At 66.7% G+C, this 15644-nt stretch carries 14 protein-coding genes and 1 pseudogene; 9 read left to right on the top strand and 6 right to left on the bottom strand.

Annotation, left to right across the window (positions count from 1 at the left end; translation table 11 throughout):
- The first annotated feature begins 87 nt into the window (after window positions 1-87).
- The 6 genes and pseudogenes from LGT36_RS03315 to LGT36_RS03290 all read left to right on the top strand — a co-directional run bounded on the left by LGT36_RS03315 (window position 88) and on the right by LGT36_RS03290 (window position 4434).
- Complete coding sequence (locus LGT36_RS03315; RefSeq protein WP_226096039.1) at window positions 88-444, top strand: DUF4870 domain-containing protein; 357 nt, start codon at window positions 88-90, stop codon at window positions 442-444.
- A complete protein-coding gene (locus LGT36_RS03310; RefSeq protein ID WP_226096040.1) occupies window positions 437-799 on the top strand; it encodes a DUF4870 domain-containing protein in 363 nt (120 codons plus the stop codon). The genes LGT36_RS03315 and LGT36_RS03310 overlap by 8 nt, the downstream gene beginning before the upstream one ends.
- Window positions 800-889: 90 nt before the next feature.
- The gene (locus LGT36_RS03305; protein ID WP_226096041.1) at window positions 890-1330 is read left to right on the top strand and encodes a DUF4870 domain-containing protein; all 441 of its coding nucleotides are present in this window, start codon (window positions 890-892) and stop codon (window positions 1328-1330) included.
- Window positions 1331-1564: 234 nt separating this feature from the next.
- Window positions 1565-1963, top strand: a complete 399-nt coding sequence (locus LGT36_RS03300; RefSeq protein WP_226096042.1) for an MCP four helix bundle domain-containing protein — start codon at window positions 1565-1567, stop codon at window positions 1961-1963.
- A 54-nt stretch (window positions 1964-2017) separates the two neighbouring features.
- A pseudogene (locus tag LGT36_RS03295) lies at window positions 2018-3189 on the top strand (IS3 family transposase).
- A 99-nt stretch (window positions 3190-3288) separates the two neighbouring features.
- Window positions 3289-4434 carry a methyl-accepting chemotaxis protein gene (locus LGT36_RS03290; RefSeq protein WP_226264358.1) on the top strand — a complete coding sequence of 382 codons (1146 nt, stop codon included), beginning with the start codon at window positions 3289-3291 and terminating at the stop codon, window positions 4432-4434.
- 25 nt (window positions 4435-4459) lie between these two features.
- On the opposite strand, the gene hemW is transcribed toward LGT36_RS03290, so the two are convergent.
- On the bottom strand, window positions 4460-5686 hold the full coding sequence (gene hemW / locus LGT36_RS03285; protein ID WP_370634271.1) for a radical SAM family heme chaperone HemW: 1227 nt from the start codon (window positions 5684-5686) through the stop codon (window positions 4460-4462).
- A gap of 38 nt (window positions 5687-5724) precedes the next feature.
- Entirely contained in the window at window positions 5725-7578 is a 1854-nt protein-coding gene (gene lepA, locus LGT36_RS03280; protein WP_226264464.1) for a translation elongation factor 4, read from the bottom strand.
- A 135-nt stretch (window positions 7579-7713) separates the two neighbouring features.
- Between lepA and LGT36_RS03275 the strand changes: the two genes are divergently transcribed.
- From LGT36_RS03275 to rpsT, 3 genes are all read left to right on the top strand, one after another.
- Window positions 7714-9489 (top strand): bifunctional diguanylate cyclase/phosphodiesterase, encoded by a 1776-nt coding sequence (locus tag LGT36_RS03275; RefSeq protein WP_226095733.1) that lies wholly within the window; start codon window positions 7714-7716, stop codon window positions 9487-9489.
- A 10-nt stretch (window positions 9490-9499) separates the two neighbouring features.
- Entirely contained in the window at window positions 9500-9997 is a 498-nt protein-coding gene (locus LGT36_RS03270; RefSeq protein WP_226095732.1) for a type II toxin-antitoxin system PemK/MazF family toxin, read from the top strand.
- An 82-nt stretch (window positions 9998-10079) separates the two neighbouring features.
- Entirely contained in the window at window positions 10080-10340 is a 261-nt protein-coding gene (gene rpsT, locus LGT36_RS03265; protein WP_226095731.1) for a 30S ribosomal protein S20, read from the top strand.
- A 142-nt stretch (window positions 10341-10482) separates the two neighbouring features.
- On the opposite strand, the gene holA is transcribed toward rpsT, so the two are convergent.
- The 4 genes from holA to LGT36_RS03245 all read right to left on the bottom strand — a co-directional run bounded on the left by holA (window position 10483) and on the right by LGT36_RS03245 (window position 15642).
- On the bottom strand, window positions 10483-11493 hold the full coding sequence (gene holA / locus LGT36_RS03260; protein WP_226095730.1) for a DNA polymerase III subunit delta: 1011 nt from the start codon (window positions 11491-11493) through the stop codon (window positions 10483-10485).
- A 4-nt stretch (window positions 11494-11497) separates the two neighbouring features.
- Window positions 11498-13873 (bottom strand): ComEC/Rec2 family competence protein, encoded by a 2376-nt coding sequence (locus LGT36_RS03255; protein ID WP_226095729.1) that lies wholly within the window; start codon window positions 13871-13873, stop codon window positions 11498-11500.
- Window positions 13870-14616 (bottom strand): ComEA family DNA-binding protein, encoded by a 747-nt coding sequence (locus LGT36_RS03250; RefSeq protein ID WP_226095728.1) that lies wholly within the window; start codon window positions 14614-14616, stop codon window positions 13870-13872. Before LGT36_RS03250 ends, LGT36_RS03255 begins: the two co-directional genes overlap by 4 nt.
- Before the next feature lie 150 nt (window positions 14617-14766).
- Complete coding sequence (locus LGT36_RS03245) at window positions 14767-15642, bottom strand: DegV family protein (protein WP_226095727.1); 876 nt, start codon at window positions 15640-15642, stop codon at window positions 14767-14769.
- Window positions 15643-15644: the final 2 nt, after the last annotated feature.

Below are 15644 nucleotides of genomic sequence, written 5' to 3'. Positions count from 1 at the left end.
TTGCTGCGAGTGCTAATTCTACGCAGTGATCCGCGCACTGGGTCCGATCGCGCGTCTCGTCGCGCTAGCGTGTGGTGCGGAGGCGACATGACCTACACGGCACACAGCCGCGCAAGCACCGCGGCGGCCGCGCTCGGGCACCTCGGCGCGATGACGGGCCCGGTGATTCCTGCGCTCGTTTATGTGGCGCGCAGACGGAGTGATCCCTTTGCCGCGACGGAGGCGGCGAAGGCGGCGAACTTCGCTTCCGCGCTGGTCTGCGCGGCAATCGCGGCCGTCGTCGTGAAAATGTATGTGCCTTTCGTCGGCTTTCTCGGTACATTGGCGCTGTGGGTGGTTCCCGTCGTCGCGATCTACTTCAGTTTGGCAGGGTTTTGGCTGGCGCGGCAGGGCAATCCCGCACACTATCCGTTCCAACTCAAAGTGGTGAAAACACATGACTGAAACGCCCCCTCCCGCAGCAGCGGCCCCGCTCAGCGAGTCCGACGAGCGGCTCTACGCGACCCTCAGCCACGCGGGGATCATCCTTTTCGGATTCCTCCCCCCGCTGATCTTCTGGCTCGTCGGCAAGGACCGCAGCGCATTCGTTGACACTGAGGCGAAGGAAGCCCTCAACTTCTCGATCTTGGTCACCATCGGCTACGTCGCCTCGACCATCCTCATCCCCGTCTTTGGCCTGGGCCTGATCACAGGCTTCGCGGTCTGGGTCATCGCCCTGATCTTCTGCATTCAAGCTGCCATCAAGGCCAACAAGCACGAGACCTACCGCTATCCGCTGAACTGGCGCCTCATCAAGTAACTCTCAGGGTTTCACCCTGACCACCCTCAGGGCCCCGAATCGGTCACAAGGCCGATGCGGGGCCCTGAGGCTTTTTGGCACAGTAGAGACATGACAGAGAACACCTCCCCCGATCCTGAACAGGGCGCTCAGAACCCCGCCCCCTTCGCCCCCACCGTCCAGCCGATGCTCGAGTCAGAGGCTCGCACCTGGGCAATGCTGGCGCACGTCATCGCCGCCGTCGCGTCCCTGGTCAGCGCTGGCACCATCGCCTTTGTCGCCCCGCTGGTGATCTGGCTGGTCTATAAGGACCGCTCGGCACTCGTGGCGCATCATGGCAAGCAGAATCTGAACCTGCAGATCACCGCGCTCGTGTTCGGTGCAGGCGCCGTCGTGCTCGGCCTGTTGCTGTTCGTGGTGGGCCTCGCGGTCACGCTGCCGCTGTGGGGCCTGTACGTGCTCTACGCGATCATCATCTCGTTCGTGGCGGGCGTGAAGGCCGCCAATGGTGAGTACTACCGCATCCCGCTCGCCATCCAGTTCATTAAGTAAGGCCGCGCACCGCACGAGGCCACACCAGACCGAAGCCTCTCCGATCCCAGTCAAGGGACGGGGAGGCTTCGGCACTTCTCACTTCGACGCCACGCCCACGAGACCTTTTGCACACCGCACGGTAGGCCAGGACACAAGTCCCCTCGCGCTTCCAACACATCCACCGATAGTGGCCACGTGTGAGGCCAGTGGAGGCCTTCCTGGGCCACACAAAGCGAGGGGGACACTGTCGCCATGGGACGTTGGGTACGCAACCAAGGAATTGCCGTTCGGGTGCTGGGAGCAATCGGGATCGCACTCATTGTCGCTGTGGCAGTGGGCGCGGGAGGGATCCTCTCGATGCGCACGATGGATGCGGGCGCACAGGAAGTCGCCACGGTGAACCTCCCTGGTGTGCACGCAGCCGGTGAGCTTCGGGTCGCGGTGGATGACCTCCGTATGGAGGTGGTGAATCACCTGCTCGCGGACAATGTCGCCGACAAGACGGCTGTCGACCAGAAGATCCTTGAGCGCACCCAGGGTGTGCAGGACGCACTCGCAGAGTTCGAGGCGATCACTGTCGACCCAGAGGCGGCACCCATTATCGAGCACTTCAGAGCGTCGCTCGAGAAGTACCTGGGGCTGGTGCAGTGATTGGTGACAACTGACTTCTGGGATCCGGGCGGGTCCTGGTGGAAGGATGTTGTCATGTCTAGAGCTTTTCCTGAGGAGTTTCGCCGTGACGTGGTCGCGGTCGCGCGGCGCCGTGAGGCGCCGCAGAAACAGATCGCCGAGGACTTCGGGATCTCTCATGCGACGTTGTCGAACTGGTTGCGTCAAGCCGATGTCGAAGACGGTGAGAAGCCAGGGGTGACCCGTGAGCAGGCGCAAGAGGTGCGGGAGCTGCGTCGGCGGAACCGGCTTCTCGAGCAAGAGAATGAGGTGTTGCGTCGTGCGGCAGCGTACTTGTCGCAGGCCAACCTCAGGCTCGGTGGCCACCCAAAATGATCTACCCGCTCGTCCGCGAGTTGGCCGTGGACGGCGTGCCCGTCACGGTGACGTGCCGGGTGCTCAAGATCGCACGTCAACCGTACTACCGGTGGCTCAGTGACCCGGTGACAGCGCTGGAGTGGGTGCAGGCGCATCGGATGAATGCGCTCGTTGATGCTCACCGCGAGGACCCTGAGTTTGGTTACCGGTTCCTTGGCGACGAGGCCGAGGTCGCGGGGTGGCCGATGGCGCGCAGAACCGCGTGGTCACTGTCCGCTCAGGCGGGCCTGGTGTCGGCCACACAGCGACGCAAACGGGGCAAGGCCACCAAGGCCGGCCCGCCCGTGTTCGACGACTTCGTGAGGCGCATCTTCAGGGCCGACCGCCCGAACCAGGTGTGGCTCACGGACATCACGGAACACCAAACGGGTGAAGGCAAGCTCTACCTTTGCGCGGTCAAAGACCTGTATTCCAACCGCATCGTGGGCTACTCGATCGGTGACCGCATGCCAGCCCAGTTGGCCGTGAGCGCCCTGAACAACGCCGTCGCTTCCCGCGGCGACGTCACCGGATGCGTCCTGCACGCCGACCGTGGATCCCAATTCAGGTCCCGGAAGATGGGCCACGCACTGAACCGTCACCACATGGTCGGATCCATGGGTCGCGTCGGCGCTGCCGGGGATAACGCCGCAATGGAATCGTTCTTCAGCCTGCTCCAAAAGAACGTGCTGAACAGGCAACGGTGGGACACCCGCCAAGAGCTCCGCATCGCGATCGTGACCTGGATCGAACGGACCTACCACCGGCGCCGCCGCCAAGACCGGCTCGGACGCTTGACCCCCATCGAGTACGAGACCATCATGAACACACCACTGGCCCTCGCGGCCTAAACCGAACTGTCACCAGTTCCTGCACCAGCCCCCCTCGACGTCTGGTCAACGCTGCTGCGCGCCACCAGTCAGGCTCAGGACCTCGACCGTTTCATCAGGGTGCGAAACGACGCACTCGCGAACCCCACCACGCTCATGGTCGATGACGTGACGGCGCTGATCGAGGGTGAAATGGAGGCGGCCGCCGCGACCGCAGACGCCAGCGAAGCCACGTACGAGTCGTCCCTGCTCACGGTCGCGGTGATTCTGGTGGTGGGGTTGGTCATGGGAGTCGCGGCCGGAGTCCTGATTTCCAGGGGCATCGTTCGCGACCTCAAGCATGTGGTGGGAATGGCTGACCGCCTCAAGGACGGCGATCTCACGGCCAGGGCCGCACTCACCTCTACCGACGAACTGGGACGCATGGGCCGCGCCCTCGACGACGCGGTCACCTCCATCGCCGCCGTCGTCACCACGGTCACAGAGAATGCCACCACACTCGCAAGCGCGACGGAAGAGCTTTCCGCTTCGACCAGCCAGATCAGCTCTGCCGCCCAGGGAGCCGCTGCTCAGGCAGAACTCGCGGCCGCGGCAGCAGAACAAGTTACCCACAACGTCGAGTCGGTCTCGGCAGGTTCCGAGCAAATGGGCGCCTCGATTCAGGAGATCGCCTCCAACGCGAGTTCGGCCTCGACCGTCTCGTCGCAGGCCGTCCAGAAGGCCACCTCTGCCGGCACGACCATCCGGAACCTGGGTCAGTCGTCCGAGCAGATCGGCAACATCGTCAAGCTCATCACCTCGATTGCCGAACAGACCAACCTTCTCGCCCTCAATGCCACCATTGAGGCGGCGCGAGCGGGCGACGCAGGCAAGGGCTTCGCGGTCGTGGCGAGCGAGGTCAAGGAACTCGCGCAAGAGACCGCCAGGGCAACGGAAGACATCTCGCAGCGCGTCGCGGCGATCCAGACGGAAACAGCGGCGGCCGTGCTGGTGATCTCCGACATCGAGGACGTGGTCGGGTCGATCAACGACTACCAGGCGACCATTTCCGCCGCTGTCGAGGAGCAGACGGCTACCACTTCGGAGATCTCACGATCGGTCGCGGAGGCAGCGATCGGCACGGGAGACATCGCGCGCAACATCACCGGCGTCGCTCAAGCGTCGCAAGTGACGTCCGACGGCGTGGTTGAGGCGCAGGGCGCGATCGGGTCCCTCGCCGAAATGTCGGAGTCGCTGCTGACGCTCGTGGGCAGTTTCAAGGTGTAGCTCGCCCCAAGGAAGGCGGGACGGGCTACACCGGCGTGAGCTCTCTCACGACGGCGTCGGCCACCAGCCGGCCGCGTCGCGTAAGGAGCACGGTGCGTTGGGGCCCCGCGGCGGCGATCCCATCGACAAGGCCGTTGGCGATCAGTCCAGCGACCCGTTGACGCTGCTCAGGGTGAATGTCATCGAGCGAGAGCCCGTCGGACAACCGCAGACCCAACATGACCCGCTCGAGGGCGAGGTCGTCGTCGTCAAGGTCTTCTTGGCCGTCGGCCGGGTCTTGCCCTTCGGCGACGCGCGTCGCATACGCGAGGGGATGCTTGACGTTCCACCACCGCGTGGCAGGCAGCGCCTCCCCTTGGGCGCCGACGCGCGGGCCAAGGTACGAGTGGGCGCCAGGGCCGATTCCCCACCAGTCCTGGCTGCGCCAGTAGGCGATGTTGTGGCGACAAGCGTCGCCAGGGGTGCGCGCCCAGTTTGACACCTCGTACCAGGCATAGCCGGCGCCGCCTAGTGCCTCGTCGGCCGCTTCGTACATGTCCGCTTGGACGTCAGGATCGGTTGCGGGGATCTGGCCCCTGCGCAGTTGCGCACCCATCTTGGTTCCAGGCTCGATCACCAGCGCGTACGCGCTGACGTGATCGGGAGCGAGCCTGATGGCCTCGGCGAGCGAGGTCTTCCAGTCATCGAGCGACTCCCCCGGCGTGCCGTAGATGAGGTCGAGGCTGACCGCAAGGCCAGCAGCGCGCGCCCAGTCGACGGCGCGCTCCACGTTCGCCGGGTCGTGGGTGCGCTCAAGGGTTGCGAGCACGTGAGGGACCGCCGACTGCATGCCGAAGGACACCCTCGTGAAGCCAGCGCCCGCCAAGGCGGTGAGCGACTCCGCCGTCACCGAGTCGGGGTTCGCCTCGGTGGTGACCTCCGCGCCGACGGCGAGACCCCACGTCTCCCTCACCCCGTCGAGCAGCGCGACAAGCGCCGAGGCGTCGAGCATCGTGGGAGTGCCGCCCCCGAAGAACACTGTCGACGCAGGCCTGGGATCACTACCCCTGGCTCGCCTCGCCATCGCCATCTCCGCGAGCGCCGCCTCGACGTAGCCCTCGCGCGTCGCGCCCTGGACCTCGCCAGGAGCGTAGGTGTTGAAGTCGCAGTATCCGCATCGGACGCGGCAGAAGGGGACGTGGATGTAGACCCCGAAGTCACGCGCAGACGACGCCGATGCTGGGGCCGCCGATGCGACCGCCTTGGACGCCACCCCCTCGGACGGCACCTCCGCGGCCTCCACCGCGTCGGTCACGACTTCTTCTTGCCCTTGTCCGAGCCGTCGTCAGAGGTGCTGAGCGCCGCGATGAAGGCCTCTGGCGGCACCTCGACGGAACCGATGTTCTTCATGCGCTTCTTGCCGGCCTTCTGCTTCTCGAGCAGCTTGCGCTTGCGGGAGATGTCGCCGCCGTAGCACTTGGCCAGCACGTCCTTGCGGATGGCGCGAATGGTCTCGCGGGCGATGATCCGCGAGCCGATGGCGGCCTGGATGGGCACCTCGAACTGTTGCCTGTCGATCAGGTCTTTGAGCTTGCCCACCATCGACAGGCCGTACTTGTAGGCGGCGTCCTTGTGAACCACCGCGCTGAAGGCGTCCACCGTCTCGCCCTGGAGCAAGATGTCGACCTTGACAAGGTCGGAGGCCTGCTCGCCGGAGGGCTCGTAGTCGAGCGAACCGTAGCCGCGCGTGCGCGACTTGAGCTGGTCGAAGAAGTCGAACACCACCTCGGCAAGCGGCAGCGTGTAGTGCATCTCCACACGCGTCTCTGAGAGGTAGTTCATGGTCCCCATGACGCCGCGACGCTCTTGGCACAGTTCCATGACTGTGCCGATGAACTCACTTGGTACCAAGATGGTCGCGCTGACGACCGGCTCGCGCACCTGGGCGATCTTGCCTGCGGGGAACTCCGAGGGGTTGGTGACGGTGTGGATTTTGCCGTCCTCCATCTCCACCTCGTACACGACGTTGGGCGCGGTCGAGATGAGCTCAAGGTCGAACTCACGCTCGAGCCTGTCTCGCACGATCTCGAGGTGCAACAGACCCAAGTAGCCACACCGGAATCCGAAGCCGAGCGCCACGGAACTCTCGGGCTCGTACACGAGCGAGGCGTCGTTGAGCTGAAGCTTGTCAAGCGCATCCCTCAGCACGGGGAAGTCGGAGCCGTCGAGGGGGAAGAGCCCCGAATAGACCATGGGACGAGGGTCGCGATAGCCAGGAAGAGACTGGGTCGCACGCCGCCCTGCCAGCGTCACGGTGTCGCCGACCTTCGACTGGCGCACGTCCTTCACACCCGTGATCAGGTAGCCCACCTCGCCGACGCCGAGGCCCTTGGTCGGCACCGGCTCGGGGCTAATGACGCCGATTTCCAGCAAGTCGTGGGTCGCAAGGGTCGACATCATGGCGATCTTCTCGCGCGGCTTGAGCGAGCCATCGATGACGCGGATGTAGGTGACGACGCCGCGATACGTGTCGTACACGGAGTCGAAAATCATCGCCCGCGTGGGCGCTTCGGCATCCCCCACCGGCGCTGGAATGTCGCGCACCACACGGTCGAGCAACTCGCCGACGCCCTGGCCGGTCTTGCCGCTCACGCGCAGCACGTCGTCGGCTTGGCAGCCGATGAGCTGTGCGAGCTCTGCGGCATAGCGGTCAGGATCGGCCGACGGCAGGTCAATCTTGTTCAGCACAGGAATGATGACGAGGTCGTTCTCCATCGCCAGGTACAGGTTGGCGAGGGTCTGGGCCTCGATCCCCTGCGCCGCGTCGACCAGCAGCACGGCGCCCTCGCAGGCTGCGAGCGAACGGGACACCTCGTACGTGAAGTCCACGTGGCCCGGCGTATCGATCATGTTGAGGGCGTGGTCCTTACCCTCCACTGCCCACGGCATGCGCACCGCTTGGGACTTGATGGTGATCCCGCGCTCGCGTTCGATGTCCATGCGGTCCAGGTACTGAGCGCGCGCTGCGCGCTCGGATACGACGCCCGTAATGCCCAGCATCCTGTCTGCCAGCGTCGACTTGCCGTGGTCGATGTGGGCGATGATGCAGAAGTTGCGAATGAGCGCCGGCGCAGTGGCGGCTGGCTCGATGGAGGATGCGGGCACGAGTAGCGGGACTTCCTTCGACGACGTCAGGGGTTCCTATCGTCCCACGACGTGGGGCTTCAGAGATGTCACGTGATGCCGATAGTGATAACGGTGCCACTATGGCCACACGAATCGACAGGGAGGGCGCACCGAATGGCGACGCGCAACGACCTGTTCGGACTGACCTTCCGCGACTCTCCCATCGGCATGGTCATCATGGACACCGGTGGCCGGTATATCGAGGTGAACGAGGCCTTCGCGCGCATCGTCGGCCGTAGCGCAAGCGAACTCGAGAACCGCCACTTCGCGGAGTACACGCACCCCGATGACTTGCCGCGTGACGTCGAGCTCATGAACCGGCTCGCTAGTGGCGAAGTGCCCTTTTACCAGGTACATAAGCGCATACTGCATTGTGACGGCGACACCATCTGGGTGCGCGTGACCGTCTCCGATGTGGTCACCGACGACGGCTCCGACCACCACTACGTCGCTCAAGTCGAGGACGTGACGGAGGTGCGGCGCGCACGCGATCTGCTCGAGCGGCGTGCCTTGTACGACCACCTGACCGGGCTGGCGAACCGCACCTTGCTGATGGAGCGGCTTGAGCAGACGCTCGATAGTCACGAGCCGCGAGCCGGCACCGTCGCCTGCATCTTCCTCGATGTGGACCACTTCAAAGTGGTCAACGATTCCCTAGGCCACGACTCTGGCGACATCATGCTTGTCGAGATTGCGAGGCGCATTCAGGGCGCCGTGCGGGCCGCGGACACCGTCGCGCGACTCGGCGGAGACGAGTTTGTGATCGTTGTCGAGGACGTCATGGGCCTTGACGCCGCGAAGTCCGTCTTGAACGGCATCGCTGCGGCCGTGAGCCAGCCGTTCCACATCGACAGCCATGAACTTGCTCCGTCCGTTTCCGGCGGGCTGGCCATGGCCTCCCCTGGCGTGACGGCCGAGTCGCTGGTGCGCAATGCCGACATGGCCATGTGCGCCGCCAAGCAAGGTGGCAGAGGCCGCGTCGAGGTGTTCAACGACTCGATGCGCGAGACGGCCCTCACCAAGTTGTCAATTGAGTCGGAACTGCGATGCGCGATTCGCGAGGGCGAGCTGGTGGTGCACTACCAGCCCGTCGTTGACCTTGAGACCCAGGACATCGTGGCTTTCGAGGCGCTCGTCAGGTGGCAGCACCCCGTCCGGGGCCTACTGCTTCCCGACGAATTCATTCCGATCTCAGAGGACGCCAACTTGGTGGTGCCGCTCGGTTCGGTCGTCTTGCACGAGGCATGCGAGTTTCTCGCGGCGCGCCCGAACTTCGCTGGAAGGGTGTTCGTCAACGTCTCGACGCGGCAGATCGGCACGGCCGATCTCGCGCGCGTGGTCCGCAGTGCGCTCGACACCTCAGGGGCCTCCCCTCATCAGCTCGGCTTGGAGATCACCGAATCGGGGATGCTGCTGGCCACCGCGTCGGCTCGCGCCGACCTGAAGGCGTTGACCGATCTTGGCGTTGACCTCATCCTCGACGACTTTGGCACCGGCTATTCCGCCCTGTCTTCCGTGCTCCAGAACCCCGTTTCCGGACTCAAGCTGGCCAGGGAGTTCACGCTGCGCCTCGGTGACAGGGGCACCGGCGACCGCATCTCCACAGCCATGGCTGCGCTCACGCGATCACTCAATCTGTACGGCGTGATCGAGGGGATCGAGACGGAAGCGCAGTTCTCGATTGCCAGGCGCCACGGCTGGCAGCTTGGTCAGGGCTTCCTGTTTGGCCACGCCGTGCCCGCCGAGCAGATCACCTTGGGGCTGCCACGGGCGGCGACGGAGTCTAGCGATGCAGCCAGCAGCGCGAGGGATGGCGCGGATGACGGGGCGACCATCGACGCAGACGGTGACGCGCTGCCTGGTTGGCTCGCCGACGCCCGACCCCACTAGCGTCGTCACCATGCGTCCTACGCTCAGCGGGCTTTTCAGGGCCGCGGCATCGGCGATGCGCTCTCCCGGGCGCCGCTCACAGCAGCCAGCCCGGACACGTCGCTCGACGCGGCGTCGTCGCTACCCAGGCGACTTCACCGGTTCCTTCACGCCCAGGTACGCCGCGAAGCTCGATGGCAAGGCAGACCCGGGCGAGATTCTGTGGACCTGGGTCCCTTACGAGGACGATCACACTCAAGGCAAGGACCGACCGGTGCTCGCCATCGGCCAGGCGCGTGGCTGGCTCTTGTGCCTGATGCTGACATCGAAGGATCACGACAGGGATGCGGCCGACGAGGCCCGCTGGGGTCGTCGGTGGATGGACGTGGGATCCGGGGCTTGGGACTCGCAGCGGCGTCCGAGCGAGGTCAGACTCGATAGGATCATCAGGATCCATCCGGACGATGTACGCCGGGAGGGTGCCGTCCTAGACCGGAAGACCTTTGACAAGGTCATCGGCTCGCTCTGATCCAGCCTTGCTGGTATGCTAGGACGCCGTGTGCGCGCAAGAGCGACGCACGAGAAACTTTCGTAGACCTCAAGGGATTCCCGTGGCAAACATCAAGTCCAAGATCAAGCGAATCGGCACGAACGAAAAGTCGCGCCTGCGCAACGTCGCCGTCAAGTCGGAGCTGAAGACGCAGGTGCGCAAGGTGCGCGAAGCGATCGCTTCTGGCGACAAGGCTGCAGCAGAGGCTGCGCTCAAGACCGCTTCCGTGAAGCTCGACAAGGCGTCCTCGAAGGGCGTCATCCACGAGAACCAGGCTGCCAACCGCAAGTCGGCACTGGCCAAGCAGGTGGGGCAGCTCTAAAGCCGCTCCCGTGAACCGCTGAAGGCCCCGCAGCTGCGGGGCCTTTTGCGTTGGTCGACCGATGTGCACTGCCGGGCCGATCACACCGTCCTTCCGCACCGTAGCCGATGACGCCCTCGCGAACCGGCCCGCCGATCGCGACCTAGGCGTCGGCCGCCAGGTCTGCGATGTGGCGCACCAGCCGCTCGATCGAGAAGGCCGGCGCCCTGTCACCGCCCTTGATCGCGTGGTCGGCCGCTGCCACGTGCTCGATCGCGTCCGCGAGGCGGTCGGCATCCCAGTTCCTGAGCTCGCGCCTGGCCTTATCGACTTGCCAAGGAGCGATGCCGAGGTCACGAGTGGGGTCTACTCCCCTGCCGCGCGCAGCTCCCACCTTGGCAAGGGTGCGCAGCTTTGACGCCATGGCGGCGACGAGCGGCACCGGGTCGGTTCCCGTCTCCAAGGCGTGCCGCACGAGTGCGAGTGCCTTGGCGCGATCGCCGACGACGGCGGCGTCGGCCACGGCAAATCCGGTGGCGTTGACGCGAGTGCCGTAATACTTGGCGACCGCGGCCTCATCGATCCCGCCATCGACATCGAGCGTCAATTGTGAGCAGGCCGCGGCGAGTTGAGAGACATCCGAGCCCACCGAATCGACAAGGGCTCGTACGGCGGCGGCGCTGGCTTGGCGCCCGGCCCTCGAAAATTCGGACGCGACAAAGTCGACCAGATCGGCATCTCGCGTGATCGCGGGACAGCCGAACTCGGGAACGCCTGCAGCGCGCGCTGCGTCGAGGAGCTTCTTGCCCCTGTTGCCGCCGCCGTGCCTGATGACCACCACCGCCTCAGGGTCGGGCGCAGCGACATACTCGAGCGCGTCCGTGAGAAAGGCATCATTCATCGATTCGGCCCCATCGATGACCACGAGGGCGGTGCCACCGAACAGCGACGGGCTCGCCGCCGAGCGCAACAGGCCTGCGGTGTACGTCGCGGCTTCGACGCGGTGAACGTCGGTCTCCGCGTCCCTGGCCGTTGCCGCGGCGATGATGAGGCTCACGGCCCGGCTGCCGAGGAGAGCTTCTGGCCCTGAGATCAGCACCACGGGCGCAGGCTTGGCGCGATGCCAAGGCGGTGCACCTTGGTTGGCGCGGCGAGTCGAGGAGGGCGCTGGCACGGCACTAGCCTGCCACGCCGGTGGGACACGCTGACGCCACCGTGCCGCCGGGCCCGATCGCGATGTCCCCGCACTGGGCGGTGGTGAGCACGATGGCGGCGCGGAGCGCATACAACGCGACCGTGCCGCGGTCGGGATGACCATAGGAGTTGTCGGCGCCGACGCTGATTGCCGCCACTCGAGCCGTCACCTTGTCAGCGAGGGCTTCCGACTGAACGGCCGAGCCGTGGTGAGCGACCTTCACCAGGTCGACCACGACGGGACCTGCCAGCGCCGACGCAATCTCGGCCTGACCCTGCTCCTCAAGGTCCGCCAAGGCGAGCACGGTCGATTCACCTGCCCGCACCGACAAGGCAATGCTCGCGTCATTGATCTCGCTTGACGCGTGGGCGGGCGAAAGCGCCAGCGCCCCACCGAGCGTCACGATCGAAGCATCGCCCGCTCGCCACAGTTGGCCCGCAGCAGGGACGGTGACGGTGGCACCTGCTGCCCTCGCGTCGGCCGCGCCCGCTCCATGCTCGCCCGACTCCCCTACCTGCGATACCCAGGCCTGGTCGATGCTGGCGACGGCGGCGATCTCCGTCACGGCACCGTCGTGATCCGCGTGCGGGTGTGTGAGCACCAGCAACGGGACCTGCCGCACGTCGTAGCGTTCGAGGCAGGCCGCCCCCGCGCCGCCGGGAGGCCCGGTGTCGACGACGACCGCGGCGTGAGCGTCGACGCGCACCAGCATCATGTCCCCTTGGCCCACGTCGCACACGACAACGCTCCAGTCGTCGAGCACCGGCCCCACACGCACCGTCAGCGCCGGAGCGGTCATCACGCAGACCACCGCCACAAGGGCGGCGGCGAGCTTGAAGACGCCCCGCACCCGACGCGCAGTCGAGGCGAAGGCAACGGCCGCGGTCACCGTAGCGGCAAGGATCACGCCGACCCATCCGGTTGGCCACTCCCACCAGCTTCCTGGAGCCGACGCGAAGGCGCGGGCCGCCCACACCACCGGCCAGGCACACGCTCCAGCGAAGTGCATTCCCGCCTCTCCCGCGCCCGGCCATGCGAGGCCTGCGACCAGGGATGCCAGGCCGATGATGGTCACGGGGAACGCGGCGAGCGCGGCCACCAGGTTCGCCGGCACCGCGTACAGGCCGATGCCTGGATTCAGGGACACGAGCAGCGGCCAGCATGCGAGCCATGCGGCGAGCGGTATCGAGGCGGCGCGCGCGAGAAACGGCGCCATCCACCGGCCTAGCCGTCGCTCGAGGTGGGGCGCCCACACAACGATGGCGGCCACGGCCACCACGGACAATTGGAAGCCGATCGCGCCTCCGAGGCCCGGCTCGACCAGCAGCAGAACGAGGACGCCAGCGCCGAGCGCTGGGAGCGCCCTCGCCGGTCTGCCCCACCACCATCCGAGAGCAATGGCAAGGGCCATGGTGAGCGCCCTCAGCACAGACGGTTCCGGCAAGACCACCGCCGCAAGTGCCGCCATGACCACGGCGAGCACGAGTGCGCGCAGCCACCGCCGCCGCACCCAACGGGTGAGCAGCCACCCGCTGACGAGCACGACAATCGCGAAGTGGGACCCTGAGACCGCCGTCAGGTGAGTGAGGCTCGTGGTCCGCATATCGGCCTCGAGGCTCGCGGGCATCTGGTCGGTGTCGCCGATCACCATCCCGAGCACGAGCCCCCGCACCTCACTTGGAAGCGACGCGGCGGACTCCCTCGCACTGTTGCGAACCTTGTCCACGGTGGCCAGCGGCCCGCGCGCGGGTTCCACCACCGCAATAGAGGCGCCCCACACGCTCGCCTCGACGCGGCTGTCGCGGCTGGGGCTCGCGGTGCCCGACACGGAGACGACGTCGCCTAGTCGAGCGCTCACGGCGCCCTCGGCGATCGCGTCGAGCGTGAATCTGGCGGGCTCGAACTCGTGGCACGGCGAGGCGCACGCGCCATAGACAGAGACCTTGATGGCGTGCCTCTCCACGCCCGTCCAGACGTCGCGACCAGCAGGGCGTGGATCGGAGATCACGGTGCCGATCGCCTCGATGGTCGCGCCACCAGTCACGCCTGCCACCACCTCGGCCGGCACGTGCTGCCGGTGGCTCGCGGCCGCCGTTGCCGAGACGATCGCGACGAGTACGCAGGTGAAGGAAGCGAGGACTGCGAGGTCTCTGGCACGGAGTAGGTGCACCCTCGGCGCGATGCCCTGGAGCCTCCGCGTGGCATGCGTGAGTGCCGCGAGCGTGAGTAGCGCGACTGCAGCCGCGACCAACCACCCTAACGTTGCCGCGCGCCACGACCCCGCCGTCGAGGAACCCCACGCGCACGTGAGGATGGCGAGACCGGCCGCAGGCAGCAGTCTCGCGTCGTGCTCCTTCACACGGTGGCCGCGTCCAACAGCCCCTCAAGCACGGCAGGACCCACACCGCTGACCGCGTCGAGCCCCTCGACGGAAGCGAAGGGACCGTGATCCTCTCGATAGGCGACGATGCGATCGGCGAGCACTGGGCCCACTCCGGGCAAGTCCTCGAGCAGCCCCGCGTCGGCCGAGTTGATGTTGATCCGGCCGTCGGAACGACCGGTGCCTTGTGCATCCGCCTCGGCCACAGTGGGCACGCTCACTTGCTCGCCATCGGCCACGACCCTCGCAAGGTTGATCGCGTCCAGTTGAGCACCCTCGACCGCGCCGCCAGCAGCCTCGAGCGCATCGGTGACGCGGCTGCCGGCCGGAAGCTCGTACACGCCTGGCTGCGTGACCGCCCCTGCGACGTGCACGTTCACGGCTGCGCCGTCGCCTCCGAGTCCGCCCACACCCGCACCCCCGACCAGATCTCCGGACGCGGGCATGCCCCCTTCCCCACCCGCCGCACCTTCCATCTCCCCGACGGGGGCGCGCGGACCAGGTCCCGCGAGCCCTGGACCCCACACGACCACCGCGCCGATGATCGCCGCGAGGATGGCGACCGTCACGGCGACCCTCGGTGACACTTCCCATCGCCACCGCGCCGGCTGGGCGTCGCGCACGTCTTCGCCAAGGGCGCCGTTCGCGGCCTCGTACGCGCGCGCGGCGGCCTGCCGCAGCGCATGGTCGACCCGAGCAGTCACGTCGGGGCTGGAGTCCATACGCCGACGCTATGACGCACGGCTCGAGCAATGCCGGGAGGAATTACGAAGACGGGGGTACCGCTCAGCAGACTCGGCCTGTGGACGACGCGACGGCTGGTGGATTCACGCCCAGATGAGATGTCCCACGCGAAGACGCCAGCGCGAGAGCTACGCGCTCAGCTGCGCCGCCACGTCGGCATGGACGTCCACGAGCGCCACCGCAAGGGTGCCTGGGCCCGAGTGTGCGGCCAGCGCGGCGGACAGCCCCGCCTCCACTACGGGCCAATCGCCCCTGGTAGAAAGGATCTGCCGGGCCCGAGTCACGAGGGCCTCGTCCCCAGGCAGCGTCATGATGCCGATGACGGGGTGGCGCATGGTGGTGGCTCGCGAGGCGATGCGGTCCAGCATGGCCGCGTGCGCCTTGGCCGAGGAGCGGTGCCGCGACACCGGCGCTACCTCACCGTCGATAATGCCGAGTTCCGGCTTCACGCCCAGGGCCTTACCGATGGCGGCGACGGCGGGACCAACCCGCCCTCCCCGCCGAAGGTACTCGAGGGTCTCGGGAGTGAACAGGCACATCGATGACCTGGCCGCTCTCTGCGCCTCGGCCACCACGTCGTCGTACGCGCCGCCTGCCGCCGCGACCGCGCTCGCCGAGAGCGCCGCCAGCCCCGCCGCGAGCGCGACGGTGGCAGAATCGACCACGGTGACCGCGAGCGGCGCGCGCTCGGCGACGGCCTCCATCGTCTCAGCCGTGCCGGAGATCTTGGCCGACAGCGAGACGAACACGAGCGACTCGGCGCCGTCAGCCTTGGCCCACTCGGCGACATCTAGCAGCGCCTGCGGGCTCGGTTGGGATGTGCTGACCCTGCTTCCCCCCACCATGGCGCTCACCACGGCGTCAGGCGTCACCCCTTCGCCCTCGACAAAGGCCTCGTCGTCGATGATGACCTGGAGAGGCGCCACGCCCACGCGCCACGAGCGCGCAAGCTCGGCGGGCAGGCAAGACGACGAGTCCGTCGCGACAGCCACCCGAGACGTCATCG

The organism is Demequina sp. TMPB413, from assembly GCF_020447105.2.
GTDB lineage: Bacteria > Actinomycetota > Actinomycetes > Actinomycetales > Demequinaceae > Demequina.
Note: the sequence above shows the minus strand (reverse complement) of the source record. Positions and strands in the feature narration are given on the sequence as shown.